Source organism: Bacillus sp. FJAT-27251, from assembly GCF_001273925.1.
In the GTDB taxonomy this organism is placed as follows: domain Bacteria; phylum Bacillota; class Bacilli; order Bacillales; family Cytobacillaceae; genus Mesobacillus_B.
The window spans coordinates 4,830,894-4,857,251 of sequence record NZ_LIGG01000001.1 but is presented as its reverse complement, the minus strand read 5'-3'; the positions used below and the strand labels follow the sequence as shown (position 1 = coordinate 4,857,251).

The window sequence follows — 26,358 nt, the reverse complement described above, 5'->3', positions numbered from 1 at the left end:
TCTCTCAGTGCCCGAAAATGGCTGGTCAGGCGAAAAAAGGTACCTGACGGGGTCTCTCAGTGCCCGAAATTTGAGGGTCAGCCGAAAAAAGGTAACTGACGACGCCACTCAGTACCCAAAATTTGCTGGTCAGCCGAAAAAAGGTAACTGACGACGCCTCTCAGTGCCCGAAAATGGCTGGACAGAGGAAAAAAGGTACCTGACGGGTTCTCTCAGTGCCCAAAAATTGCTGGGCAGCCGAAAAAAAGGTAACTGACGACGCCTCTCAGTACCCGAAAATTGCTGGGCAGACCAAAAAAGGTAACTGACAGGGTCTCTCAGTGCCCAAAATTTCACTGTGTGCTTACGCTTTTCTATTAGGAGGGGAAGTCATTGGATTGGATTTCGAAGTTTATTGATAGTTATCCTGTTTTTCTTAAAGGGATGCTGCTGACGTTTCAATTGACGGCAGTAGCCATATTGATTGGTATAGTAATAGGACTTTTTTTCGCTTTTCTAAAAATATCCGGCGTCAAAATCCTCGAGTGGATTGCCGACCTATACATATTTCTTGTTCGCGGAACGCCGCTGGTTGTGCAGATTTTCGTTTTCTATTATGGGCTTACGGCCTTCAACATGTCCCAATTCTGGGCCGTCGTCCTGGGTCTCGCTTTCCATAACGGTGCGTACATTGCGGAAATCTTCCGCGGGGCCATCCAGTCGATTGACAAAGGACAGATGGAAGCCGGCCGTTCCCTGGGGATGTCAACGGGATTGACCTACCGCAGGATCATCCTGCCGCAGGCGCTGAGAAGAGCAATGCCGCCGCTTGGCAACCAGTTTATCATCGCAATCAAGGATTCTTCCCTGGCTGCTTTTATCGGCATGTACGAATTATTCAATGTCGCGACAACATACGGCTCAAATTCTTTCGATTATATGAGCTACCTATTGATTGTCGCCGTCTACTATTTGATTCTCGTGTTTATTTTCACCATGCTTGTCCGTTTCATTGAAAAGCGGATGTCATTGAGCGATTAGGAGAGGAGGAAGGAGCTTGAGCAGTTCAATTATGGTAAAAGTGGAAAAACTGAACAAATCCTTTGGGGATTTGCATGTCTTGAAGGACATTGAAATGATGGTAAAGGAAAGCGAAGTAGTCTGCCTGATCGGGGCGAGCGGTTCGGGGAAAAGCACTATCCTTCGCTGTCTCAATTTCCTGGAGATTAAAGACAGCGGCAATATCATCATCGGCGGCGAGAAAGTCGAGCTGGGAACGCATGATATTAACGATATCCGCGCCAGGGTCGGAATGGTATTCCAGCATTTTCACCTTTTCCCCCATATGACAGTCATCGAGAATATCGTGGAGGCGCCGATGCATGTAAAAAAGGTGCCTAAAGAACAGGCTTATAAGCAAGCCAAGGAACTATTGAAGAAAGTCGGCTTGAGCGATAAGGAAAATGTCTATCCGGGAAAATTGTCGGGAGGCCAAAAGCAGCGGGTGGCAATTGCCAGGGCGCTGGCCATGAAGCCTGAGGTCATGCTGTTTGACGAGCCGACCTCGGCGCTTGACCCAGAGCTGGTAGGGGAGGTCCTCGCCACGATGAAAGAGCTCGCCGACGAAGGAATGACCATGGTCGTCGTCACGCATGAAATGGGCTTTGCCAAAGAAGTGGCCGATTGGGTGGTTTACATGCACGGCGGCCGCATCGTCGAAGCAGGCCCCCCTGAAGAAGTGTTCAACAATCCAAAAGAACAGCGGACGAAGGAATTTTTGGATTCCGTTTTATAATGAACGGCGAAGCCGGCTCCCAGGCCGAGCTGACATGAAAAAAGACAGGGCATTGAGCCCTGTCTTTTTTCACCTTCTCTTCATAAGAAGATAGACTCCTATCAAAATGAGCGCCGCAGGCCAAAAGGTCAGGAAGGAAGCGAAACGGCTCTCCAAAAGCCCCAGCCAGCTTGCAATGCTGTCATAAAAAAGCAGCAGGGCGGCAACGCTAAGGAAAAGGATTCCATATGCCAGTCCGTTTCCGCTTTTTTGATAGCGCAGCAGGAATCCAAGGGCAATGATTAAAATAAAGGCTCCCAGGTGGTCCGGCCAGACTGCGAGCCGGCCAACCACATGAAAGTGGATTCCCAGCCCCAAAAGGATGACTCCCGGCAAAATGGAGTCGAAGTCCCGGCCCCAATAGCCCTGGACCAGGAAAGCCAATCCGATGATGGCCATAAGTGTCGGCCACGTATGAAACTGCTGGAACAGGACAATGTTTGCCTGGTCGAGATAAAAATAAATTCCATATCCTATTAGGATAATGCCTGGTATCAGTGAAGTTTTCTTCATATTCCTACCTTTCCAGTAAGGCTTACTTGAATTCATGCCGAATTTTTGATACTGTACATAGGGAGAAAGTAACCATTACACACACTTTATATTTAACCAGATGGCCCGCCGGGCTGGCAATTGGTTTTTATTTATGGACATGCCGCCTTTTTAAAAAGGTGTTGCTTAATCTTTTCGATAGATGTTCACATTTATTAAAAATCTATTAAATTTCGGGTGTTATAATGGCGTTAGCCGCAATGTGATTTTTGTTTGGAGGTGTCATTTTACTTATGCATACAATAGTTGTTGGCCTTAATTACCGTACTGCTCCTGTCGAGATCAGGGAAAGGTTGACATTCAACGAGGCAAATCTAAAGAATGCAATGCAGACGCTTCAAAACAAGAAGAGCATTCTTGAAAATGTCATTATATCCACCTGTAACCGTACGGAGATATACGCCGTTGTGGACCAGATCCACACTGGCCGTTACTATATAAAAGAATTTTTATCGGAATGGTTCAATATTGACCAGAATGAGTTTTCGCCATTCCTATTTGTCTATGAAGAGGATGGAGCTGTTGACCATTTGTTTAAAGTGGCCTGCGGTTTGGACTCCATGGTACTTGGGGAAACGCAGATCCTTGGACAAGTCCGGTCAAGCTTCCTGATGGCCCAGGAGGAAAAGGCAACAGGAACAGTTTTCAACCATCTTTTCAAACAGGCCGTTACGGTCGCGAAACGCGCCCATTCCGAGACGGATATCGGTGCCAACGCGGTTTCCGTCAGCTATGCTGCTGTTGAACTGGCAAAGAAAATCTTTGGTTCGCTCGATAACAAGCATGTGCTAATTCTTGGAGCAGGGAAGATGGGCGAGCTCGCCATCCAGAACCTTCACTCCAATGGGGCAAGGAAGGTTACGGTCATCAACCGCACCTATCAAAAAGCGGAAGACCTCGCCAGCCGGTTTGCAGGCGAAGCCCGCACTCTGAAAGAATTGCAATGTGCCCTTGTGGAAGCGGATATTCTAATCTCCTCCACAGGAGCCAAAGAGTTTGTCGTCACGAAGGAAATGATGGACACTGTCTCCAAGGTGCGCAAAGGCAAGCCGCTGTTCATGGTGGATATCGCCGTTCCGCGTGACCTTGACCCGGCAATCGCTTCAGTCGAGAATGTCTTCCTTTATGATATTGATGACCTGGAGGGGATTGTCGAAGCCAATCTTCAGGAACGCAAAAAAGCCGCGGAAAAAATCATGCTGATGATCGAAGAGGAAATGGTCCTCTTCAAGCAGTGGCTGAACACCCTTGGTGTTGTGCCTGTGATTTCAGCACTCAGGGCCAAGGCGCATGAGATCCAGCAGGAAACAATGAACAGCATTGGGCGCAAGCTCCCGCATCTTTCCGAACGCGATATCAAAGTGCTCAACAAGCACACAAAGAGCATCATCAACCAGCTTCTGAAAGACCCAATCCTTCAGGCAAAGGAGCTGTCTGCACAGCGTGACGCTGAAGAAGCGCTGGATCTTTTTGTGAAAATTTTCAATATCGAACAGCTCGTAGCTGAACAAAAAGGATTGAAACCAGCCGAATCAAAGCAGGCCGATATAAACGTTAAAGTGCCTCAGGCATCCTTTCAATCGTAAGTGAGGTTAAAAGGCAAATGTCAGACCTTTTTATGACCCGACTGCATGAGCTGACGATTGTGATTTATGCGGCAAGCGTGCTTTTATATTTTATGGACTTCCTTAACAGTAACCGGAAGGTAAACAAAATTGCCTTCTGGTTACTTGCATTTGTATGGATTTTGCAAACGCTCTTCCTGTTTTTGTACATGAGGGAAACAGGCCGATTTCCGGTTCTCACCCTGTTCGAGGGGCTTTATTTTTACGCTTGGGTGCTTGTCAGCCTCTCGCTGGCCATCAACAGAATCCTGAAAGTCGATTTCATCGTCTTTTTTACCAATGTTCTTGGCTTTATCATCATGTGCATCCATACATTTGCCCCGGCATACTACGAATCCAATCCGATGTCGGAACAGCTGGTTTCAGAGCTGCTGCTGATCCATATTACCATGGCCATCCTTTCCTATGGAGCGTTCTCCATCTCCTTTGTGCTGTCGCTTTTATACCTGCTGCAGTATGAGCTCCTGAAAAGGAAAAAGTGGGGAAAGATGCTGCGGCGGATTGCCGACCTTCATAAATTGGAGCATTTATCTTATGTCCTGAACGTCATTGGGTTTCCGACCCTGCTTTTAAGCCTGATTCTTGGGTTGCAGTGGGCCTGGATCAAGGTTCCGGACATGGCCTGGAATGATTCCAAGGTGATTGGCTCGTTCATCGTGCTGGCTGTGTACGGAGTCTATCTGTATTCAAGGGTCGGCCGGAATCTGCATGGAAAGTCGCTCGCGCTTTGGAACACAGCTTCATTTTTAATTGTACTTATCAACTTTTTCTTATTTGGCAGATTTTCATCATTCCATTTCTGGTATCAGTAACAAGGAGGGCACTTCATTGAGAAAAATTATTGTAGGATCTAGACGGAGCAAGCTGGCACTGACGCAGACAAACTGGGTCATCAGCCAATTAAAGGCATTGGGAGCCCCATTCGAATTCGAGGTAGAGGAGATTGTGACCAAAGGGGACAAAATCCTTGATGTGACGCTATCGAAAGTGGGGGGCAAAGGGCTGTTTGTAAAGGAAATCGAGCAAGCCATGTTTGATAAAAGGATTGATATGGCTGTCCACAGCATGAAGGATATGCCTGCCGCCCTGCCTGAAGGGCTTGTAATCGGCTCGATCCCTGAGCGTGAAGACCACCGCGATGTCCTCATTTCAAAAGGCGGCAAAGGCCTGGGTGAGCTTGAGAGCGGCGCGGTTGTCGGCACAAGCAGCCTGCGCCGAAGCGCCCAGCTTTTATCAAGGCGTCCCGACCTTGAAATCAAATGGATCCGCGGGAATATTGATACGAGAATTGAAAAGCTTAACGCCGGCGAGTATGATGGCATCATCCTTGCAGCGGCAGGATTGAAGCGCATGGGCTGGGCTGCTGAAACCGTGTCCGAGTTCATTGATCCGGATATCTGCGTCCCGGCTGTCGGCCAGGGGGCGCTTGCAATCGAATGCCGTGAGAGTGACAAGGAGCTCCTTGAATGGCTCGAGAAATTTACCTGCAAAAAAACCGCAGCGGCCGTCAATGCTGAACGGACTTTCCTTGCCAAAATGGAAGGCGGCTGCCAGGTGCCGATTGCCGGCTTTGCCGAAGCAAAGGACAATGATGAAATCGTCCTGACTGTACTTGTGGGATCCCCGGATGGAAACGTGATTTACAAAGATATGGTCACAGGAAGCAACCCAAGGGAACTCGGAGAGCTTGCTGCTGACAGGCTGACCTCAATGGGAGCGAAAGAATTGATCGACCAGGTCAAAGAGGAGCTCGACTCGGAATGATTCCTCCCCTTCCGCTGCAAAATAAACAGGTAATGATCCCAAGAGGAGAAAAACAGGCGCAATCCTTTTCTCAATTGGTAAAAAAGCTAGGAGGGAAACCGGTGGCGGTCCCTCTGATCGCTTTCCGTCCTGTTGCTGCATCTGAAGAACTGGCTGCCGCGTTGAGGCGGCTGGATACATATGACTGGATTATATTTACAAGCAATGTTACGGTTGAGACGTTCTTTTCCTATTACAAAAAGCGCCACCCTTTTCCGAAAGTGGCTGTCATTGGGTCAAAGACGCGGGAAGTACTGGAGGGCTTTGGCATCCAGGCAGATTTCATGCCTGATGAGTACGTGGCCGAAGGTTTCGTCCGCGAATTTGCCCCATTTATAAGGAAAGGAATGACCGTGCTGATTCCTAAAGGAAATCTGGCAAGGGAATATATCTCTTCCTCGCTGCGAAAACAAGGCGCGGTGGTAGATGAACTGATCATTTACGAGACCTATATGCCGAAAGAGAGCGCCTCCAGGCTGGCAGAGCTGCTGAACAGCAGGAAACTGGACATCCTCGCTTTCACAAGTCCGTCCACCATCGACCATTTTATGGATATAGTCCGGGCCCAAGGCCTTGAAAGCAGGATTGAAAATGCCATTGTCGCCTGCATCGGACCGGTTTCGAGGCAGCGAGCAGAGCAGCATGGCCTTCACGTCCATGCCTGCCCACGCAAATATACCGTTGAAGATATGATGGAAAGCGTCATTGAATACATACACAGACAGGAGGAGCGGAAATGAAACATCTCCAATTTGCACGGCACCGCCGCTTGCGCAGCAGTGCAGCCCTAAGATCGATGGTAAGAGAGAACCATCTTCGTACCGAAGATTTAATCTATCCTCTGTTTATTTTGGAAGGTGAAAATAAACGGAATGAAGTAAGGTCCATGCCGGGTGTCTATCAGCTCACAATGGACAACCTTAAAGCTGAAATGGATGAAATTGCGGCTCTTGGCATTCCGTCCATCCTGTTATTCGGTGTTCCGGAGGAAAAGGATGAGTGCGGGTCCCAGGCCTATCATGACCATGGAATCGTTCAGGTGGCCACACGCTTCATCAAGGAAAACTATCCGGAAATCGTCGTCATTGCTGACACTTGCCTTTGTGAATATACAAGCCATGGGCATTGCGGGCTGATTGAAAATGGCGATGTGCACAATGATTCCTCGCTCGAGCTGCTTGTCAAAACAGCTGTAAGCCAGGCGGAGGCCGGAGCCGACATTATCGCCCCATCCAATATGATGGATGGCTTTGTGGCTGCCATCCGCGAGGGTCTCGATGAGGCTGGCTACGAAAATATCCCGATCATGTCCTATGGAGTAAAATATGCTTCAGCATTCTACGGCCCATTCCGTGATGCTGCCGACAGCACGCCCCAGTTCGGTGACCGCAAGACATACCAGATGGATCCTGCCAACCGGCTTGAAGCACTGCGCGAAGCAGAATCCGATATTGGCGAAGGCGCCGACTTCATGATTGTGAAGCCGGGAATGCCTTATCTGGATATCGTCCGCGATGTGAAAAACCATTTCAATCTTCCGGTTGTGATTTACAACGTCAGCGGCGAGTATTCAATGGTAAAAGCGGCTGCTGCGAATGGCTGGATTGATGAGCAAAGAATCGTCATGGAAATGCTTACCGGCATGAAACGCGCTGGAGCCGACCTGATCATTACGTACCATGCGAAAGATGCAGCCCGCTGGCTGAAGGAATAATCATTTACTCTATCAAACCTATGAGGAGGATTTTTATGCGCTCTTACGAAAAATCAGCTGCAGCGTTTGAACAAGCAAAAAAAGTGTTGCCCGGCGGCGTAAACAGCCCGGTACGCGCTTTTAAATCGGTCAATATGGACCCGATTTTCATGGAGAGAGGCAAAGGCTCCAAAATCTACGATATTGATGGCAATGAATATATCGACTACGTGCTGTCCTGGGGACCGCTTATTCTTGGGCATGCAAACGACTCTGTCGTGGAGGCGATTAAGAAAGTAGCCGAAATGGGAACCAGCTTTGGGGCACCGACAGAATTGGAAACCAAAATGGCCGAGCTGGTGATTGAGCGTGTTCCGTCAATCGAAGTGGTCAGGATGGTGTCCTCCGGTACCGAGGCAACGATGAGCGCCCTCCGCCTTGCGCGCGGCTACACAGGCCGGAATAAAATCTTGAAATTTGAAGGCTGCTACCATGGCCACGGAGATTCCCTGCTGATCAAAGCGGGTTCCGGCGTCGCCACACTCGGCCTGCCTGACAGTCCGGGCGTGCCGGAAAGCATCGCCAAAAACACAATTACCGTCCCTTACAATGACCTCGAAAGCGTCAAATACGCGTTTGAACAGTTTGGCGATGATATTGCCTGTGTGATCGTTGAACCGGTTGCGGGCAATATGGGTGTCGTGCCGCCGCAGCCTGGCTTCCTCGAAGGCTTGCGTGAAATGACCACCCAATACGGCTCCTTGCTGATTTTTGACGAGGTTATGACCGGCTTCCGGGTCGGCTACAACTGTGCCCAGGGCCACTTTAATGTCACTCCTGACCTTACCTGCCTCGGCAAGGTAATCGGCGGCGGCCTGCCGGTTGGAGCATATGGCGGAAAAGCGGAAATCATGCAGCAGATCGCTCCGAGCGGACCGATCTATCAGGCTGGAACACTTTCCGGAAATCCGCTGGCAATGATGGCCGGATATGAAACATTAAGGCAGCTGACTCCGGAAACCTACGAGGAATTCAAGAAGAAGGGGGACCTTCTGGAATCAGGCATTACGGCAGCGGCCGAGAAGCACGGCATCCCGGTTTCCTTCAACCGCGCCGGCTCGATGATCGGTTTCTTCTTCACCGACAAGGACGTCATCAATTATGATGTGGCGAAAACATCCAATCTTGATTATTTTGCGGCCTACTATCGCGAAATGGCCAACGAAGGAGTCTTCCTGCCGCCTTCCCAGTTTGAAGGTCTGTTCCTGAGCACCGAGCACAGCGACGAAGACATCCAGAAGACCATTGAGGCAGCCGAAAAGGCATTTTCAAGGCTGAAAGGCTAATAAAAGATGAACCCGCTTTTTCCCTATTTTGATGGGAGGGAGCGGGTTTTTTGATGTTTAGCCTGTACTTGTGAAAAATTGTTCAGTCATATGTTCGCATCTAGTTATGGTGAGCGGTAATTATCAAACAAAACAGCGGGATTATCGAGTGCATACATTGTTAATGGACAACAGCGGTCATTTTTCCCCGCGATACCCTTCGATAAATATTGCGAATACCGTTTTCTAATCGGGGAATTTTAGGGTGATTGTGCTTCGATTTTTTGATTAGTGCATGGTTAACAGAACATTTAGAGGTTTTATACTGAAACATGAGCACACCTTATTCAATTTGGGTTAATCATGCTTCGAAAAGGAGCTAATTTGCTTGATATTTTGTACTGATATACCCTCCTTGGGTATTAAATAATGCGAGTACTAGTATTAAATAAACATTTAATCCTGGTAAGAGCTAATATAATGCTGGTTAGTGCGGATTTAATGCTGGTAAGCATAGAGATAAGGCGAGTACTAGGTTTATGGCAGTGAATTTAAACCGAGTACTAGCATTAAATTGACCAGATCTCGGTGTTTAAACCGAGTACTAGCATTAAATTGACCAGATCTCGGTGTTTAAACCGAGTANCGAGTACTAGCATTAAATTGACCAGATCTCGGTGTTTAAACCGAGTACTAGCATTAAATTGACCAGATCTCGGTGTTTAAACCGAGTACTAGCATAAAAGACAACTTGCCCAATCTGACAATAAAGCGTTAGGCGGCTCCAATGTGGAAGTCTTTTTCCACGAATCTGTAAATTGGTTCCTGACCTTCACCTCGTCTTATGCTGCCTTCAAATCACCCCTTAAAAATAACCTCCGTCCCAATTCCAAACACCCTATCATAAAAAAACGCCGCCTTTCATACAGTTTAATGACATAGTGATTTTATGCTCATGCTCATGAAATGAAAGGAGGAGACGCTTTGTCTACGGGTAATCCATCATGCCTGCGGTTTTCCCTTGAGGAGTCGGTGTGGTTCCAAAGAGGACAGGAAGTCGCAGAGCTTTTATCCATTTCGCTCGACCCCGACATAACCATCCAGGAAAATGACCAATATGTAACGATCAAAGGTTCGCTTGTGCTTTCAGGCGAGTATAAATGCGCTGAACAGGACGGAGAAGGAGCAGGGGATCCGTTCGCAGCTGTAAGGCTGGTGCATTCTGTCACCGAAAGGGAAGAAGGCAGCCTGGAATTTTCCCATCGGTTCCCTGTTGATATCACCATTCCGCAAAACCGGATAGAGAGCATTTATGATATTGATATTACGGTAGAATCATTTGACTATGATTTTCCTGAAAGAAGCAGTCTGAAGCTTTCGGCCGAGCTGGCGATCACTGGCTTGTACGGGGATCAGCAGCATGGCGGCGAAGATGAGGCTGAGGAAGTGGAAGTCCCTGAGGGTGTCAGGGAAGAGGAAGAGCAAGAACAAGTGGATCTTGAAACGCTATACAGGGAGAGGGAAGAAGAAGACCTGCCTGAATATGCAGCTTTTGCCTTCAGCTCGCAGGAAGAATCGCCCGCGGTCCATACCGGGGAAGAGGTGGACCCCCTCTATCTTCCTTTTAGCGCCGAGGCGAAGAAAGAGCCCGAAGCGCAGTCCGGGAAGGAAGAAAAACCGGAACCTGTCTTTGCACGCAATGCAGCTCCTGTTCCATTTGAACCAGTGGAGAAGGAGCCGGAAAAAGAGCTTGCCTTTCAAAGGAAAGAACCTGAGATGGAGCTGGAGTCCCCAGCAGTGGCCGCTCCAAAAGAAGTGATGCCGCCGGCTGCCGAAGCTTTCCAGGAATCGCCGGCAGAGCATGTCCAGGAAGTTGAAAAGAAAATGATTATCAATGAAAAGGCACAGCAGTATGAAGAGGAAAGTTCGAGTTCCTCCGAGGAAGAAGCAAAGGTAAAAGGAAAGAAGATAAACAAGAAGAAAGGCCTCTCGATTGCCGAGTTTCTTGCGCGCAAGGAGGATTCCCAGGTCGCAAAGATCCGGGTCTGCATTGTCCAGCAGGAAGATACGCTGCAGAGGATTGCCGAACGCTATGAGGTCAGCGTCCAGCAGCTGCTGAATATCAACCATCTTGGCATCGACCAGGAAGTCTCGGAAGGGCAAGTGCTCTATGTACCGGCTGCGGTGCAGACGAAAGGGAGCAGCTGAATTAAAAAACGGAACCCAAAGATGGAGCAGGTTATTGTAACCTGCTCGCCTTTTTTACCCCGCCCCCCAAGCGGCGGAACGTGTTCCGCCTGTTGAAGAAGGAGGCTCCCGGGATGTGAAAGTGAGTGAATAACATGGATCAGCCCAATGTGCTGCCAGAGGTCAAACATATTCTAAGGAATTATGCCTTAGACCCTTATTTTGTCGAGGATTTTGGCAAAGTCAAAAAAGTGTATGCAAAGTCAGGCACGTATGCGCTAAAGAAAATTGACCCTCATCATGGGATGGAGTTCATCCGCCACATCCAATTCTTGTACCATAAGGGCTATAACCGGATTGTTCCCGTCTATCCTGCTTCCGATGGCCGGTATGCCATCTACGAAAGGAATTCTTTATATTATTTAATGCCATGGCTAGCCAATGAGGAAAAGGAGAACAGGGAGGAGCGTCCGCTTCAACTGTTCCGCGAACTGGCGCGGCTGCATGCCTTATCGGCAAGGGAGCTTGATATCAGCCTTGAAGCCCGCGAAGAGCATTATGAAAAAACACTGAAACAATGGGAAAAGGATGAGGAATTTCTCGAAGGTTTTATCGAAAGCTGCGAGCAGGCATGGTATATGTCGCCTTTCCAGCTCCTTTTTTGCCTTTACTACAACAGCATCCGGCAGGCGATGGGGTTTGCAAGTGAAAAGCTCAAAAGCTGGAAGGAGAAAACCAAAGACCAGAAAAAGGCCCGGATGGTCCTGCTGCACGGCAAGGTATCAACAGAGCATTTCCTTTATGATGACAAAGGTTATGGCTATTTCATCAATTTTGAAGACACAAGGCTGGGGTCGCCAATACAAGACCTGCTGCCATTCATGTCACGCTTTTTAAAAACACGCCCGAAACAGTCGGAAGAATGTGTGGCATGGATCAACAATTATTTAAAGTACTTTCCGTTAAAGGAGGAAGAAAGGCTGCTGTTTCTTGGCTATCTCGCCTACCCGGCAGGAATGCTGCAGACAGCGGAAAGCTATCTTATGCAGAAGAACAATGTGGATGAACGCAAATATGTGCAAAGGCTGCAGCGGCATTACTGGCATCTGAAGAATACCGAGTATGTCGCCATGAGGGTCGAGGAAATAGAACGGCAGAAAGCCCAGGCAAGAGCCGAGGCCCAAAAAAAGACTGAACAGGAAAGAGCCCAGAGCTGACAATCGCCTGGGCTTCTTTAAATCATTTCAAAATGGATGGCCAAGGAAAGCAGGATGAGGATGGCTAGCAGCAAAACATCAAAGGTTGTCGGAAAAAAGAGAGTCCGGATTCCCTGGAATACGCAGAATGGAATCGCAAACTGCGTGCAGATTCCCCGTGCATTCCGCAGCCAGCGCGGATAGTTGTAAGGGTTATATCGTTTTCTTGACATGCAAAGCTCCTCCCCCGGGTGCTTTTTTTTATTGTATGATTATTTGGGCGGAAACGTGCCTGTTAGAAGCAAACAAAGCCCATTTTACGTATAAAAACGCGGAAATAAGGAAATGAATATTGACGTCCTCCCCCTTTTTTGGGTAGTATAACTTATATATTCAATAATTGAGAGCAATGACAGGGAAGAGTACGAAAACACTCTGCTTCAAGAGAGGGAAGCCCATTGGCTGAAAGGCATCCCAGGCAGACATTCGGAAGGTCGCCCTCGAGCTTCTTCGGTGAACGGAATGCCCATTAGCCGAGGACGGAGAAAATCCGTTATCCTGTTTAAGAGCCAGCCCTGCATTTCCTGCGGCTGGAAAAAAGGTGGTACCGCGAATCGCACTCCATTCGTCCTTTTAGAGACGAATGGAGTTTTTTATTTTTTTAAAAGTGTATGCGAGGACAGTTAAACAACTGTCCAGCTCCAGCGCCTAGCCCCTCGAGTTGCTTCAGTCCAGCTGTTGAAGTAAAAGAACGACTTAATCAGCTGGCCCTCCAGCACTTGTCGGGGCTGGGCAAGGCGCTTACGCTTTTCTAAGGAGGAGTAACCATGGAAGAAAATTTATCGATGCCTACGAAATATGATCCCTCATCGATTGAACAGGGACGCTATGACTGGTGGCTGCAGGGCAAATTCTTTGAAGCGAAGGATGATGCGGAAAAGCAGCCGTATACCATCGTCATCCCGCCGCCAAACGTAACCGGAAAGCTGCACCTTGGCCACGCCTGGGACACGACGCTTCAGGATATCCTGACACGAATGAAGCGGATGCAGGGCTATGATGTTCTCTGGCTGCCTGGAATGGACCATGCCGGAATCGCCACGCAGGCAAAGGTAGAGGCAAAGCTGCGCGAGGAAGGCAAAAGCCGCTATGACCTTGGACGTGAAAAATTCCTAGAGGAAACATGGAAGTGGAAGGAAGAGTATGCTCAGCATATCCGCCAGCAATGGTCAAAGCTGGGTCTGGGGCTTGATTACAGCCGTGAGCGCTTCACGCTTGACGAAGGCCTTTCAAAGGCTGTCCGCGAAGTATTTGTCTCCTTGTATAAAAAGGGCCTTATTTACCGCGGCGAATATATCATCAACTGGGACCCGTCCACAAAAACGGCTCTCTCCGATATCGAGGTTATCTACAAAGATGTTCAGGGAGCATTCTATCACATGAGGTACCCGCTTGCAGACGGCTCCGGACATATCGAAGTTGCCACAACCCGTCCGGAAACGATGCTTGGGGATACAGCGGTGGCGGTTCATCCGGAAGATGAGCGCTATAAGCATCTGATTGGAAAGACCGTCATCCTGCCGATTGTTGGCCGCGAAATCCCGATTGTTGGCGACGATTATGTGGATATGGAATTCGGGTCAGGCGCGGTGAAAATCACCCCGGCACATGATCCGAACGACTTTGAAATCGGCAATCGCCACAATCTTGAAAGAGTACTTGTCATGAACGAAGACGGCAGCATGAATGCAAGGGCCGGAAAGTACCAGGGCATGGACCGTTTCGAGTGCCGCAAGCAAATCGTCAAGGACCTGCAGGAGCAGGATGTCCTGTTTAAAATCGAAGAGCATATGCACTCTGTCGGCCATTCCGAGCGCAGCGGCGCGGTTGTAGAGCCATACCTGTCGACGCAGTGGTTCGTGAAAATGCAGCCGCTCGCAGATGAAGCGATCGCGCTTCAGCAGAAGGAAAACAAAGTCAACTTTGTTCCTGACCGTTTCGAAAAGACCTATTTGCACTGGATGGAAAACATCCGCGACTGGTGCATTTCCAGGCAGCTTTGGTGGGGACACCGCATCCCGGCCTGGTACCACAAGGAAACAGGTGAGGTGTATGTTGGACACGAAGCGCCTCAGGACATTGAGAACTGGGAGCAGGACAAAGATGTACTGGATACTTGGTTCAGCTCGGCGCTCTGGCCGTTCTCGACGATGGGCTGGCCTGACAGCGAGTCTACAGACTTTAAGCGCTACTACCCAACAGCTGCGCTAGTTACCGGCTATGACATCATCTTCTTCTGGGTATCCCGGATGATCTTCCAGGGACTTGAGTTCACCGGAGAGCGTCCGTTCAAGGATGTTCTCATCCACGGCCTTGTCCGTGATGCCGAAGGCCGCAAGATGAGCAAATCGCTTGGCAACGGGGTAGACCCGATGGATGTCATCGACCAGTATGGGGCCGACTCGCTCCGCTACTTCCTGTCGACCGGAAGCTCGCCGGGCCAGGACCTGCGCTTCTCCATTGAAAAAGTAGAAGCAACCTGGAACTTTGCCAATAAAATCTGGAACGCCTCCCGTTTTGCCTTGATGAACATGAACGGCCTTAAATACGAGGAAATCGATCTGACAGGTGAAAAATCGGTAGCCGACAAGTGGATTTTAACAAGGCTCAATGAAACGATTGAAACGGTGACAAGGCTGTCCGACCGCTATGAGTTCGGTGAAGTCGGCCGTGTGCTGTACAACTTCATCTGGGATGACTTCTGTGACTGGTACATCGAAATGGCGAAGCTGCCATTGTACGGCGAGGACGAAGCAGCGAAGAAAACAACCCGTTCGATTCTTGCTTATGTGCTCGACAATACGATGCGCCTGCTGCATCCATTCATGCCATTCATCACCGAGGAAATCTGGCAGAACCTGCCTCATTCCGGTGAATCGATCACAACGGCACAATGGCCGCAAGTAAATACGGATTACACCGATGAAACAGCAGCAGCCGAAATGAAACTGCTTGTGGAAATCATCCGATCTGTCCGGAACATCCGCGCGGAAGTTAATACACCGCTGAGCAAGAAAATCAAGATGTTCCTGAAAGTGAAGGATGAGCAGGTACTGAGCACTGTAGAAAAGAACCGTGCCTACCTCGAGCGTTTCTGCAATCCGGAACAGCTGGAGATGGGGCTTGATGTTGAAGCACCCGACAAGGCGATGACCGCGGTCGTAACAGGGCTCGAAATCATCCTGCCGCTTGAAGGCCTGCTGAATATTGACGAAGAAATCGCCCGCTTGCAAAAAGAGCGCGAGAAGCTGATAAAAGAAGTCGAACGCGTGCAGAAAAAGCTGGGCAATGAAGGCTTTGTCAAGAAGGCCCCTGAAAAGGTCATTAATGAAGAACGTGCGAAGGAAAGGGATTACAGCGAAAAACTTGCTGCTGTTGAAGCAAGGATTTCGGAGCTAAAAGGCTGAATATAGTGTAGAATAAATGAGACGAGTCCATGTGTGGGATTCGTCTCATTCTTATGAATTAAAGTTGAGGTGCCAGCAATGTTTACAACCTACAAAGGAGCTCTTGACTGGATCCATGCCAGGTTAAGGCTCGGCATCAAACCTGGATTAGCACGGATGGAATGGATGATGGAGCGCCTTGGCTCTCCGGAAAACAGCATAAAAGCCATCCATGTCGGCGGAACGAATGGAAAGGGTTCGACCGTCACCTACATGCGTTCCATGCTGCAGGCAGAAGGATATAATGTCGGAACTTTTACTTCTCCATATATTGAACAGTTTAATGAACGAATCAGCGTCAATGGCACACCGATAAGTGATGAAAACATTCTCGAGCTGGTCAATATCATCCGCCCATTGGCGGATGAGCTCGAAACAACCGAGCTCGGGGGACCAACCGAATTCGAAGTGATTACGGCCATGTCTTTTTATTATTTTGCCCAAAAGCATCCAGTGGACATTGTTTTGTATGAAGTAGGATTGGGCGGCCGGTTTGACTCGACGAACATCGTGAAGCCGATTGCCTCGGTCATTACCAATATTGGGCTTGATCATACCAGCATCCTTGGGGAGACGCATGAAGAGATAGCCTTTGAGAAAGCGGGCATCATTAAAGCGGGCATCCCGATTTTTACGGGAGTCCGCCATCCTGGTGCCCTTAAAGTGATTAGGGAGCAGGCTGAGGAGAAGCTGGCTCCAATTTCCGTCCTCCACGAGGATTTTGCGATTGTGAATCACCAGTCTGCAGCGAGGGGTGAAAGGTTTTCCCTTGATACGAAGGATGGATTCATCCCTGAACTTGAGATTTCCATGATGGGAAAGCACCAGACGGAAAACGCCGCCTTGGCCGTCACTGCCCTCCTGCATTTAGCCCAGACAGGCTGGATTGAAATAGGGGAAAAGAGAATCAGGGAAGGATTGGCAGCGGCCTATTGGCCGGGACGGTTTGAAATTTTGAGCGAGAAGCCGCTGGTCATCCTGGATGGGGCGCATAATGATGAAGGCATTACGGCACTTGCGGCAGAACTGGAAGAACGCTTTGCGCAAAAAGAAATCCACCTGGTTTTTGCTGCCTTAAAGGATAAAAAACTCGACAAAATGATTGCGACGCTTGACCAAGCGGCGAGCACGATTTCGTTTGTCAGCTTTGATTTTCCGCGCGCCGCAGCCGCCGAAGACCTGGTTAGGATTAGTACATCGCCGCACAAACTTGCTGTCGACGACTGGAAGGCCTATCTGCCTGAAGAAATAAAAAGGCTGAAAGAAAATGAGCTGCTCGTGATTACAGGCTCGCTCTATTTCATATCAGAGGTAAAACCATATTTACAAGAACTTTTGAAAAACGACAAAATTCCCCTGTAATAACCATATCAAAATTTGCTACAATTGATTTATCTTGAATTGCCATTAAATTGGTTATGGAGGAGGACAGGCTGATGAAGGTTGCAGAGAAAACAAAAAGAAATATTTTTCTTGTTTATTTCCTGCTTGTCCCAGCAGGCATGATTCTTACCTATCAAGCCTTTCCTCCTGCGTTTTCAGGCCAGTGGCTGGATTTGCTGGCCTTTTTGCTTTTAATCGCGGTGGTCGCATCCATGCCGATTACGATTAACTACATGCACATTTTTCTGATTCAGTGGGTGAGCCTGGCTGCCTTTCTGAAATTCGGCTTGTTCATCGAAATGGTGCTCGCCCAGATTGCGGTCGTCATCCTGCTTTTTAAACTGAGAATTCAGAAAAGTGAATTTTTCAGGCTGCCTCTCAATATGACAATGTTCTTTTTTGTCTCGCTGTTAAGCGGCGTGTTTTATTATGAACTTGGCGGCCATACCGGTCCCAGCTTTGTAACAGAACCACGTTCCATCTGGCTGGCAGCCCTGTATGCTGTGGCAGGCTACTTTTTGAACCAGGTGATTGTTTCTTTTAATCTCCGCTTTGTTTATAAGCGGCGGGAAAATTACTTCGGAAAAGACTTTTTTGTCGAGACCGTCACAACCTTGATTACCTTGCCATTAGGGTTCTTCCTCTATATGTTTTATAACCAGGTGGGCGTGATGGCGCTGTTCTTTGTCGGTCTGCCGTTTATCTCGATTTCGCTCGTTTTTCATCTTTATTATTCAAGCGAGAAGGTGAACCTTTATCTTCAAAAGGCAGCGGATATCAGCCATGAGATGGCCCAGCGCCTCCGTGTCGATGATGTAACCGACCTGTTTTTTGAAAAGATTGGTGAAATGCTGCCAGTCGATTATGCCTATATTTTCGAACCGGTCAATGAACAGGAATTGGAGATGGTCCGCAGACTGGATCAATCGGGGCCAGACATGATCCCACGGATGAAAAAGCATGAGGGAATCAACGGCTATGTATGGGCACAGGAAAAAGCCATCTGTTATTCCTCGAAGAAAGAATGGCTGCCGTTTACCAAAGGGTTCCTGCCGGAAGATGCGGAAAGCATTCTGGCTGTTCCAATCATCCGCAACAAAAAGGTTGTAGGGGTGCTCACCCTTGCATCAAGGCAAAAACGGGCATATAAAAAATCGCAGCTGATGATTGTGGACATTCTTTGCTCCTCCTTTGCCGTGGCCGTCGAGAATGCCAAGAATTATGAGCAAACGAAAATTCACAGTGAACGCTGTGCGCTGACCAATCTGTATAACTTCCGCTATTTCGACCATTTATTGCATGAGGAATTTGTGAAGCTGACACGCTTTGAACGAACCTCGCTGTCACTCATCCTCCTCGATATCGACCATTTTAAAATTGTAAACGACACCTACGGCCATCCCAGCGGAAATGAAATCCTGATTGAGCTGGCCAACAGGCTGAGGAAACTGGTTGGCAGCCAGGGAACCGTCGCCAGGTTTGGCGGCGAAGAATTCGTCGTCCTCCTGCCAGATGCCGGAAAGCAAACAGCAGGCAAAATGGCCGAAATGATCCGTGAAAGCATCGCCAACTGGCCCTTCAACCTACAGCAGTCCATTGAGCCAGGAAAAAAACAAAGCATCCAAATAACCGCCTCCATCGGAGTGGCCACAGCCCCCGACGATGCCGAAGACGCCATGGCCCTGATCCGCCATGCGGACCGTGCGCTGTATGTAGGGGCGAAAAGGGCAGGGAGGAACCGGGTGGCGGAGTATGTGAAATAAATAGGTATTAAATAAGCTAAAGAGAATCATATCTCTTTAGCTTATTTGTAGTCCACTTTGTCTACTTTTGTTTCAATATTTTGTCCCCAGTTAATGGAGAGGTTCACGGAAGTAGGACTGCCGCATTGCCTTTCAAATTCTTCTTCACCGACAACACTTTTGACAATCAGTTTACTTGTTAGATCCACTTTTCTTTGATTATCAGGAACAGTTAATAAACCCTGAACACACATTGTGGAGTTGTTGGTAATGTCTAACTTCTCAATGGTGGCATTTCCTCCTACAAAAGCAAATGAGCCTTTGTCTAACTCAAGGTGCTTACCATTTATTAAGTCTTTCCCAATAATAAGTCTTGAGGATTCAATTTTCAGGTTGCCGCTAAAAGTGGCATTTTTTTTAGTTTCCAATGTCAATTTAGTAGCGCTATTCATATTACTTTCAATCTTAAAGTCATTTTCAGCATGCACTTTCAAGTTGTATGAGTTGTTCGCATTCCCGTTGATAGTTAAAGAGCCTGTTGAGTATACAATCGCATCAGATAGACCGTTGACATTACCGGTATTGGGGCTGTTTTTGCCTGGCAATGGCTGGGTACCATCGACAAGAAGCTCACTGCATCCGTTTGCAAACGATGTACATCCTGGCTGGGGTTTTGGAACCTCATCGAAAGCGGGCAGCACAAAATTGATAGAATCCTGTTCGATAATAATCGAGCTTAAATCTATGGCCATGTCCGCCTCAAGTGGTGTGCTTTTGCCATCTTGGGTTCCAGTGACAGAAAAGTGGAGATTCACCGTATTTTCGTCAAGGTCGGTACTTGAATCAATATTGCTTATTGAAAAGAATGTATCAAGCCTGTCATCTACATTTATCTTCGATTGTTCTTGCTGAAGTTTTGCTTTTAGTATTTCCGCTGTAGCTGTTACTGTTGCCTCTTTCGCTTCCTCCTGATCGATTACCTCATTTGGCAAGGGATTTAATATTTGATTTACTCGGGTTACAACTGCCTGGCGGTTGCTTTCGAAAATGTTCTGTGTGGCAACTTTGTAATAAGTAACCCCCATCTCAGCAACGGCTACCGACTGCGAGGATCTCTCCACAACCTGATTCTGTTTCACCGAGCTAAAAGCTTGTCCCATGAAGGAAAGGAAGAGGATCATGAAGATGGTTATCATTAATAAAACGGTTAAAAGTGCATATCCTCCCTCATTCTTATTAAATAACATCAGTAATTCCCGCCTTTCATCCGATAAAGTCTCGCTTCTAATTCAACCTTGTTCTCAATATTTGTTCTCTCCCATGCTCGAAGGACAAAAGGCAGTTCTGCATGCTCTACATTAGGTTTAATCACATCTGGAATACCATTTTGATTAAAAGAGATGCAAATTTCATTATGGTCAAAAATTTCTGTGTGGCCATTTGCACTTAAACTAATACCACAGCCAGAGGTCAACATCTTTAGTTGGTACTGTTCCTCAGTTTGGTGGGTTCTTAAGATATTAGTACTAATGATATTCACTTCTTGCAGCATTTTGTTTTTTGAAAGGGCTCTTTGTGAGTATTGATAGCCTTGAAAAAACACTTGCCAAATGATAGTGCCTGCAATGGAAAGAATCAATATAGTCGCAAGTACTTCCACTAAGGTGATTCCTTGTTCATTTTTCATCAATTTGGCCCACTCCTAAACCAAAATATATCCGTATGTTTCACTGATGATCTTGTTGTCATCATTTAGAAGCTCGACCACAATCAAATGTGCCTTTACAAGATCGGAGGTTTTGCCTGGCTGTTGTTTTATTCTAACCTTAGCCTTAAACGACCCCTTATTTGTCTCAAATACATAAAAGCCATCTATTAATTGAGGGGGAGCGAGTGATAGGGTAAACGTAGTGGCGGGATCAGCAATATAAGTTTTAACCTCATTATTATTTTGCCACTCTATTAAAATGTCTTTAGCTGTATTGATGGCTTGTGCTTTATTTTCATTGGTCTTATTCATCATCCCCATTTGCGGAAAAATGTTCATGACGGAAACAAGGATGATAGACAGTATCGCGATTGCTGCTAATACTTCTACCAATGTAACTCCTTCTTCATTTCTTACCGCTTTCATCTATCTTCCAGTCCTTTCGGTCATCCTTCTATTTTCTAAATCTATCATATCATTTGTCAAAAAAATAAGAAGATGGAAATAGGGAAAAAGTGGGGCATAAATTCAAATTCGAGGTAACTTTACATTTACTTCCATATTAAATTTCCTTTAAAAACATATTTCAATATTATACAATGGGAAAGAAGGAAGATGTCGTTAAATGTAGAAAATAATTGAAGTTGAGTAAAATAGAGAGATTTTTGTTAGGGGTGTAGGAGTGGAAAATGTACTGTTTGCCGGCATTGCCATGGTAATTCTTGTTCCAATTATTTATTTTTTACCGCTTGGCTTTTCGTTACGAGGGAAGGTCTATATTGTTACAGCGTCCCTTTTAATAGCAACTGTGGGGTTGCTCGCCGCTCCAATCATGCCTTTATGGCAAACTCTCTTAATTGAAGTCCTGTTAATAGGTATTACGGCCTATTTCATGTTCAAGAGAATAGAAACCATTTTGCAAGCTCCATCTGATGGTATGGAGCAGGAAACTTATCAGCAATTGGAAGAATCCAGATTTGAAAGCTTGAATGATACCTATAATCATATTGCCCTTTCAGAGAACTGGGCAAGCGAACTTATAGAAGAAGAGCCGGGATTGCTTAAAAAAGCAATGAGGCAGGCAGGCGAACCAAAGTTCAGCATCCTGATTGGAAATAAAAAAGAAAACGCCTCCGTCCAGACCGATGACATGCCAATGAATGCAATTGCTGAGGTGGCTGCGGGGAAAGAAGAAGCTTCAATCGAAGTTGTTTCACAGGACGCCGAAAGCAACCCCGATGGAGACCTTGAGGATCTTTCCCATGAGTTCCTGGTAGATAATGAATCTGAGATAGAGCAGGAAACTATCGAGCCAGACGCACTGCCGCAGGTCGATCAGGATGGCACGCGTAATAACGTTCAATATATTGAACAAAATCCTGATACAGACATTTCTTATCTGGCTAAGATGGAAGATTTGCTTATCATTGAAGAAGAGGAACTGCCACAAGCACCTACTGCACTTCAGGAAGCCTCTGAGGACCTGGAAGAATTGGATTTTGGTGACGAAGCCGCGGTATCTTATATCGAAGAACCAACACCAAGCTTAAGCGATTATGCTTCGGATGAACTTCCTGAACTTGAATTTGATGATATTCCTCTGGAAAAAGAGACGCCGGAATCGCAGCTGGATGAAGAATTCTGGAGCTCATTGCTTGAAGAGGATGAGCTGGAAGTTCTGGATGAAAAGAAAGAATATTCGAGTGTGAAATAAAAGGCTTAATAACAATTAACCTTAATAAATGGATGCCGCCATGTGCGCTTAAACGGGAGGAAACAGACAACATGAAACAGCAAGGAATAAAACTATTTATCGTGCTATTAATAAGTACGTTATTTATTTATAGTTTCTCCCATTTTGGCGCAATGGCGTACAGTGCAATGTCCAAAGAAGGCGACCTGTTTCTTGAGGGCACGACCATCGGTGGGGTGAACGTCGCAGGCAAATCAAAGGCCGAATCCCAGCCCCTTGTAGCAGAACGGGTACAGCAGTGGCAGGCCGATACCGTCTTTGAACTTCAATATAAAGAAAAAACAATAACGGTTAATACCGAGTTTCTTAGCTTTAACGTTGTTGAATCGGTAGAAGCCGCCCAAAACGGACAGGCCAATGGAACAGCTGTATCCATTGAGACGAAGGGGTTAAAAGGAGCGATTTCTCAGCTCTCTCCCGACCTGATCCTTGAGGAAGCTGAATTGAATATGCTGCATCAGGAAGTGTTGAATTATAGCCGAAACCTTACCGTTGGAAGTCATCGCATTTCGGTGGAAAAACTTCTTGGTGGTGACAATAAGGGTGATGATGTGATCAATGAAACCACGCTGCAGCTTGATGACGTGAGTGTAGCGATGATGGACTGGGTTGAAGGGTTGTCGCCGATTGCCATTCCGGCCAATTCACAGGTTTCCTTCCTAAAGACGATTGAGGATGAAAAGCTGACGTCCATGCCATCAGGAACAATGAGCATGATAGCGGCAGGCATTTATCAAACGATTTTGCCTACCAATTTTGATATCATTGAACGCCATATCGGCCAGGCTTTGCCGGACTACATTCCTTTAGGTTTTGAAGCGAAGGTGAATGCTGACCATAACCTTGATTTCGTATTTGCCAATCCGAATGAATCGGATTTTTATCTGGAGCTGAGTTGGGTGCATCCAATCCTGACTATTCAACTGAAAGGAAGTTCGTTGTTATACACTTACGAAATTGAAGAAAGCGGCAAACAAAGCTTTAAGCCTAAAACCGTCATCCAATACAGCCCGCAGCTTCTCCCGGGACAAAAAACTGTCAAAGAACAAGGGAAGAAGGGCACCATGGTCAAAATGGTGCGGAAAGTATATGGTGAAAACGGTGAATTCCTAAGTGAAGAAACTATCTCCGAAGACTACTATCCGCCCGTTGAGCGAATTGAGGTTCATGGATTGAAAGGATCGGAGAGCGGGGATGGTGCTGGCGCAAAGTCTGAAGAAGAAACAGCTGATCCTGAAACGGAAACAACTGAAACGGAAGCGGATGGCAGCTCGGCATCCAGGGAAGCTGAGGTAGACGAGATTTGGGGCAAGGTAAATGAAACCGAAAAATAATCAGGTTAAAGCGGTGATTCTGAATGAAACAAACTCGAAAACGGCTTGGTGACTTAATAGTAGAAGCAGGACTGATCTCAGAAGAGCAGCTTAGCGAAACGCTTCGGGAAAAGCCGCAAAACCAGAAGCTTGGCGAGGCGTTGCTGCTGAAGGGCTATCTAACGGAACAGCAGCTCATCGAGGTGCTGGAAGCCCAGCTTGGAATCCCGCATATAAGCTTGTATAACTACCCATTTGAGGTCAACCTTTTTTCGCTTGTCCCAAGGGAAGTGGCCGCGCGCAATCTGGTTGTGCCGCTTCGTAAGGAAGCCGAAAAGCTGGTTGTCGCCATGGCCGACCCGATGGACTTCTTTGCGATTGACGATTTGCGCCTGTCGACCGGGTTTCAAATCGAGGCCGTAATAGCCACCAAGGACGACATTATCCGGGCGATCAACAAGTACTATTCGGTCGACGAAGAATTTGATGAACTGACCGAAAGTACAAAAGGGGGAGAATCTGATCAGCAGGAAAACCTGACTGACGAATCATCGCCGATTGTAAAGCTAGTCAACCAGATCCTCCTCAGTGCCGTGACCCAAAAGGCAAGCGATATTCACATTGATCCGCAGGAAACGAAAGTAGTCATCCGCTACCGGGTGGACGGATTGCTGCGCGTCGAACGTGCCTTACCAAAAAATATGCAAAGCGTCCTGACTGCCAGAATTAAAATCATGTCCAACCTGGACATTACCGAGCATCGTGTGCCCCAGGATGGCCGGATCAAAATGAAGGTCGAATACTATCCGATTGATTTGCGTGTGTCGACCCTTCCGACTGTGTATGGCGAGAAAATCGTCATGCGGATACTTGACCTGTCCAATGCGCTTACCGAAATTGAAAAGCTGAGTTTTAACAAGGTCAATTTATCGCGATTCATTTCAATGATTGATAAACCTAATGGAATCGTCCTGATTACAGGGCCGACGGGTTCCGGGAAATCATCGACGCTGTATGCCGCGTTGAATAAACTGAACAGCGAAAGTGTCAATATCATCACCGTAGAAGATCCTGTGGAATACCAGCTGGAGGGCATCAGCCAAATCCAGGTGAACGCCAATGTCGGGATGACATTCGCTGCCGGATTAAGGGCCATCCTCCGGCAAGACCCTGATATCGTCATGGTCGGGGAAATCCGTGACCGGGAAACAGCCGAGACGGCAGTGCGGGCTTCACTTACCGGCCACCTGGTGCTAAGCACCCTTCATACAAATGACGCCATTTCATCAATCAACCGTCTGATTGACATGGGCGTCGAACCGTTTCTGGTGGCCACAGCCTTGACAGGGGTGGTCGCTCAGCGTCTTGTCAGAAGGGTTTGCCGCGACTGCGGGGAGGCGCATATCCCGACGGCACGGGAAGTCGATATCTTCGCCAAAAGAGGATTGAAGATTGATAGAATTCTGCGCGGCAAAGGCTGTGCATCCTGCAATATGTCCGGCTATAAAGGCCGGATTGCGATCCAGGAGGTGGTGGTGGTCAATGATGAAATCCGCCGCCTGATCATGAACGGTGAATCTGTTTCGAAGCTAAGGCAGATTGCCGTCCAGAATAAAACCATCTTCCTTATTGATGATGGATTGTTAAAAGTAAAACAGGGCCTGACGACAACCGAAGAGGTGCTTCGAGTTGCCATTCCTGAATAAGAGGTGCAAAACGTGAAAGACAGAGTAGACAAAATACTGAGGGCAGCCTATGAACTGAAGGCATCCGATATTCATTTAACCGTTGGCGTGCCGCCGATGTTCCGGATCAATGGAGAATTAAAACGGTATGGAAAAGAAATTCTCGAGCTCGAAGATACGGAAGCAATGGGGAAAGCGGTCATACCTGAATCCAAATGGGACGTGTTCAAGGAGCTGGGAGAACTCGACTTATCCTATGCGGTTCCCGGTATCTCCAGGTTCCGTGTGAACGTCTATACCCAGCGCGGCGCGGTTGCCCTGGCAATCCGCGTTATATCAACAAGCATTCCTTCGATTGACGATTTGAAAATGCCAAATGTTTTAAAGCATATTGTCGAAAAGCCACAGGGACTAGTCCTGGTTACCGGCCCGACAGGTAGCGGCAAGTCGACAACGCTCGCCTCGATGATCGGCTATATGAACCATAATATGCGCAAGCATATCATCACGCTGGAAGACCCGATTGAGTACTTGCACAAGCACGGCAACAGCATCATCGACCAGCGGGAAATTGGCGCTGATACAAAAAGCTTCGCGAACGCATTGCGCGCTGCGCTACGTCAGGACCCGGACGCCATCCTTGTCGGGGAGATGCGTGACTTGGAAACGATTCAAACGGCAATCACGGCCGCGGAAACGGGTCACCTTGTATTTGGGACGCTTCATACGCAAAGCGCTCCAGCATCAGTGGAAAGGATTATCGATGTATTTGACCCGGCGCAGCAGCCGCAGGTCAGGACGCAGCTTGCCGGTGTTCTTCTGGCCATCATTTCACAGCGCTTGTTCAAAACAATCGATAATTCCGGACGCCGGGCGGCAACAGAAATCATGATCAATAATGCTGCCATCGCCAACCTGATCCGGAATGATAAAATCCACCAGATTGAAACCGTCATCCAGACTTCCAGAGCTCAAGGCATGCACACACTAGAGACAAGCATCAAAGAATTGGTGCAATCCGGGGTGATTTCCAAAGAAGCCGCAGCTCCATTCCTGAACGAGCAGGTGAGCTAA

22 protein-coding genes and 1 other annotated feature are annotated in these 26,358 nt (G+C 47.6%); of the genes, 17 read left to right on the top strand and 5 right to left on the bottom strand.

The window, feature by feature from the left end:
• The first annotated feature begins 372 nt into the window (after positions 1-372).
• Both ADU22_RS23040 and ADU22_RS23035 read left to right on the top strand, forming a co-directional pair.
• Positions 373-1,020 carry an amino acid ABC transporter permease gene (locus tag ADU22_RS23040; RefSeq protein ID WP_053364255.1) on the top strand — a complete coding sequence of 216 codons (648 nt, stop codon included), beginning with the start codon at positions 373-375 and terminating at the stop codon, positions 1,018-1,020.
• A 31-nt stretch (positions 1,021-1,051) separates the two neighbouring features.
• Positions 1,052-1,774 carry an amino acid ABC transporter ATP-binding protein gene (locus tag ADU22_RS23035; protein ID WP_197280149.1) on the top strand — a complete coding sequence of 241 codons (723 nt, stop codon included), beginning with the start codon at positions 1,052-1,054 and terminating at the stop codon, positions 1,772-1,774.
• Between the two features lie 69 nt (positions 1,775-1,843).
• Here the strand turns inward: ADU22_RS23035 and ADU22_RS23030 are convergent, their stop codons facing one another.
• Positions 1,844-2,326 (bottom strand): LiaI-LiaF-like domain-containing protein, encoded by a 483-nt coding sequence (locus ADU22_RS23030; protein ID WP_053364253.1) that lies wholly within the window; start codon positions 2,324-2,326, stop codon positions 1,844-1,846.
• 272 nt (positions 2,327-2,598) lie between these two features.
• Between ADU22_RS23030 and hemA the strand changes: the two genes are divergently transcribed.
• The 8 genes from hemA (at position 2,599) to ysxE (ending at position 12,215) form a co-directional block, all read left to right on the top strand.
• Positions 2,599-3,951, top strand: coding sequence for a glutamyl-tRNA reductase (gene hemA, locus ADU22_RS23025; protein ID WP_053364252.1), 1,353 nt, complete (start codon positions 2,599-2,601; stop codon positions 3,949-3,951).
• Positions 3,952-3,968: 17 nt separating this feature from the next.
• Positions 3,969-4,802, top strand: a complete 834-nt coding sequence (gene ccsA / locus ADU22_RS23020) for a cytochrome c biogenesis protein CcsA (RefSeq protein WP_053364251.1) — start codon at positions 3,969-3,971, stop codon at positions 4,800-4,802.
• Between the two features lie 16 nt (positions 4,803-4,818).
• The gene (gene hemC, locus ADU22_RS23015) at positions 4,819-5,754 is read left to right on the top strand and encodes a hydroxymethylbilane synthase (protein ID WP_053364250.1); all 936 of its coding nucleotides are present in this window, start codon (positions 4,819-4,821) and stop codon (positions 5,752-5,754) included.
• Entirely contained in the window at positions 5,751-6,533 is a 783-nt protein-coding gene (locus ADU22_RS23010; RefSeq protein WP_053364249.1) for a uroporphyrinogen-III synthase, read from the top strand. The genes hemC and ADU22_RS23010 overlap by 4 nt, the downstream gene beginning before the upstream one ends.
• The gene (gene hemB / locus ADU22_RS23005; RefSeq protein WP_053364248.1) at positions 6,530-7,507 is read left to right on the top strand and encodes a porphobilinogen synthase; all 978 of its coding nucleotides are present in this window, start codon (positions 6,530-6,532) and stop codon (positions 7,505-7,507) included. Before ADU22_RS23010 ends, hemB begins: the two co-directional genes overlap by 4 nt.
• A 35-nt stretch (positions 7,508-7,542) precedes the next feature.
• On the top strand, positions 7,543-8,832 hold the full coding sequence (gene hemL, locus ADU22_RS23000) for a glutamate-1-semialdehyde 2,1-aminomutase (protein WP_053364247.1): 1,290 nt from the start codon (positions 7,543-7,545) through the stop codon (positions 8,830-8,832).
• 963 nt (positions 8,833-9,795) lie between these two features.
• Positions 9,796-11,019 carry a stage VI sporulation protein D gene (spoVID, locus tag ADU22_RS22995; RefSeq protein ID WP_053364246.1) on the top strand — a complete coding sequence of 408 codons (1,224 nt, stop codon included), beginning with the start codon at positions 9,796-9,798 and terminating at the stop codon, positions 11,017-11,019.
• A 134-nt stretch (positions 11,020-11,153) separates the two neighbouring features.
• Entirely contained in the window at positions 11,154-12,215 is a 1,062-nt protein-coding gene (gene ysxE, locus ADU22_RS22990; RefSeq protein WP_053364245.1) for a spore coat protein YsxE, read from the top strand.
• A gap of 17 nt (positions 12,216-12,232) precedes the next feature.
• On the opposite strand, the gene ADU22_RS22985 is transcribed toward ysxE, so the two are convergent.
• Positions 12,233-12,427 carry a YszA family small membrane protein gene (locus tag ADU22_RS22985; protein WP_053364244.1) on the bottom strand — a complete coding sequence of 65 codons (195 nt, stop codon included), beginning with the start codon at positions 12,425-12,427 and terminating at the stop codon, positions 12,233-12,235.
• Positions 12,428-12,594: 167 nt separating this feature from the next.
• Positions 12,595-12,830 (top strand) — a binding site (T-box leader).
• Between the two features lie 191 nt (positions 12,831-13,021).
• Here ADU22_RS22985 and ADU22_RS22980 point away from each other — a divergent pair.
• From ADU22_RS22980 to ADU22_RS22970, 3 genes are all read left to right on the top strand, one after another.
• Positions 13,022-15,661, top strand: coding sequence for a valine--tRNA ligase (locus tag ADU22_RS22980; protein ID WP_053364243.1), 2,640 nt, complete (start codon positions 13,022-13,024; stop codon positions 15,659-15,661).
• A gap of 78 nt (positions 15,662-15,739) precedes the next feature.
• Positions 15,740-17,062, top strand: a complete 1,323-nt coding sequence (locus tag ADU22_RS22975) for a bifunctional folylpolyglutamate synthase/dihydrofolate synthase (protein WP_053364242.1) — start codon at positions 15,740-15,742, stop codon at positions 17,060-17,062.
• 74 nt (positions 17,063-17,136) lie between these two features.
• Positions 17,137-18,846: a sensor domain-containing diguanylate cyclase gene (locus ADU22_RS22970; RefSeq protein ID WP_197280100.1), complete on the top strand. Its 1,710-nt coding sequence runs from the start codon at positions 17,137-17,139 to the stop codon at positions 18,844-18,846.
• 41 nt (positions 18,847-18,887) lie between these two features.
• On the opposite strand, the gene ADU22_RS22965 is transcribed toward ADU22_RS22970, so the two are convergent.
• The 3 genes from ADU22_RS22965 to ADU22_RS22955 are packed head-to-tail and all read right to left on the bottom strand — an operon-like array spanning position 18,888 to position 20,959.
• Positions 18,888-20,072 carry a hypothetical protein gene (locus tag ADU22_RS22965; protein WP_053364241.1) on the bottom strand — a complete coding sequence of 395 codons (1,185 nt, stop codon included), beginning with the start codon at positions 20,070-20,072 and terminating at the stop codon, positions 18,888-18,890.
• Positions 20,072-20,512, bottom strand: coding sequence for a type II secretion system protein (locus ADU22_RS22960; protein ID WP_231687986.1), 441 nt, complete (start codon positions 20,510-20,512; stop codon positions 20,072-20,074). The genes ADU22_RS22965 and ADU22_RS22960 overlap by 1 nt, the downstream gene beginning before the upstream one ends.
• A 15-nt stretch (positions 20,513-20,527) precedes the next feature.
• Positions 20,528-20,959, bottom strand: coding sequence for a type IV pilus modification PilV family protein (locus ADU22_RS22955; RefSeq protein ID WP_053364239.1), 432 nt, complete (start codon positions 20,957-20,959; stop codon positions 20,528-20,530).
• Positions 20,960-21,215: 256 nt separating this feature from the next.
• On the opposite strand from ADU22_RS22955, the gene ADU22_RS22950 reads away from it, so the two are divergent.
• The 4 genes from ADU22_RS22950 to ADU22_RS22935 all read left to right on the top strand — a co-directional run bounded on the left by ADU22_RS22950 (position 21,216) and on the right by ADU22_RS22935 (position 26,358).
• Positions 21,216-22,247, top strand: coding sequence for a hypothetical protein (locus ADU22_RS22950; RefSeq protein ID WP_053364238.1), 1,032 nt, complete (start codon positions 21,216-21,218; stop codon positions 22,245-22,247).
• A 71-nt stretch (positions 22,248-22,318) separates the two neighbouring features.
• Positions 22,319-23,620 carry a VanW family protein gene (locus ADU22_RS22945; RefSeq protein WP_053364237.1) on the top strand — a complete coding sequence of 434 codons (1,302 nt, stop codon included), beginning with the start codon at positions 22,319-22,321 and terminating at the stop codon, positions 23,618-23,620.
• 23 nt (positions 23,621-23,643) lie between these two features.
• Positions 23,644-25,305, top strand: a complete 1,662-nt coding sequence (locus tag ADU22_RS22940) for a GspE/PulE family protein (protein ID WP_053364236.1) — start codon at positions 23,644-23,646, stop codon at positions 25,303-25,305.
• 12 nt (positions 25,306-25,317) lie between these two features.
• The gene (locus ADU22_RS22935) at positions 25,318-26,358 is read left to right on the top strand and encodes a type IV pilus twitching motility protein PilT (RefSeq protein ID WP_053364235.1); all 1,041 of its coding nucleotides are present in this window, start codon (positions 25,318-25,320) and stop codon (positions 26,356-26,358) included.

Coding starts and splice junctions, on each gene's coding strand:
- ADU22_RS23035 (WP_197280149.1), top strand. CDS start 1,052: ATGGTAAAAGTGGAAAAACTGAACAAATCCTTTGGGGATTTGCATGTC.
- ccsA (WP_053364251.1), top strand. CDS start 3,969: ATGTCAGACCTTTTTATGACCCGACTGCATGAGCTGACGATTGTGATT.
- ADU22_RS22940 (WP_053364236.1), top strand. CDS start 23,644: ATGAAACAAACTCGAAAACGGCTTGGTGACTTAATAGTAGAAGCAGGA.
- hemL (WP_053364247.1), top strand. CDS start 7,543: ATGCGCTCTTACGAAAAATCAGCTGCAGCGTTTGAACAAGCAAAAAAA.
- hemB (WP_053364248.1), top strand. CDS start 6,530: ATGAAACATCTCCAATTTGCACGGCACCGCCGCTTGCGCAGCAGTGCA.
- hemA (WP_053364252.1), top strand. CDS start 2,599: ATGCATACAATAGTTGTTGGCCTTAATTACCGTACTGCTCCTGTCGAG.
- ADU22_RS23030 (WP_053364253.1), bottom strand. CDS start 2,326: ATGAAGAAAACTTCACTGATACCAGGCATTATCCTAATAGGATATGGA.
- ADU22_RS22980 (WP_053364243.1), top strand. CDS start 13,022: ATGGAAGAAAATTTATCGATGCCTACGAAATATGATCCCTCATCGATT.
- ADU22_RS22970 (WP_197280100.1), top strand. CDS start 17,137: ATGAAGGTTGCAGAGAAAACAAAAAGAAATATTTTTCTTGTTTATTTC.
- ADU22_RS22955 (WP_053364239.1), bottom strand. CDS start 20,959: ATGAAAGCGGTAAGAAATGAAGAAGGAGTTACATTGGTAGAAGTATTA.
- ysxE (WP_053364245.1), top strand. CDS start 11,154: ATGGATCAGCCCAATGTGCTGCCAGAGGTCAAACATATTCTAAGGAAT.
- ADU22_RS22985 (WP_053364244.1), bottom strand. CDS start 12,427: ATGTCAAGAAAACGATATAACCCTTACAACTATCCGCGCTGGCTGCGG.
- ADU22_RS22975 (WP_053364242.1), top strand. CDS start 15,740: ATGTTTACAACCTACAAAGGAGCTCTTGACTGGATCCATGCCAGGTTA.
- ADU22_RS22965 (WP_053364241.1), bottom strand. CDS start 20,072: ATGTTATTTAATAAGAATGAGGGAGGATATGCACTTTTAACCGTTTTA.
- ADU22_RS22960 (WP_231687986.1), bottom strand. CDS start 20,512: ATGAAAAATGAACAAGGAATCACCTTAGTGGAAGTACTTGCGACTATA.
- ADU22_RS22945 (WP_053364237.1), top strand. CDS start 22,319: ATGAAACAGCAAGGAATAAAACTATTTATCGTGCTATTAATAAGTACG.
- ADU22_RS23010 (WP_053364249.1), top strand. CDS start 5,751: ATGATTCCTCCCCTTCCGCTGCAAAATAAACAGGTAATGATCCCAAGA.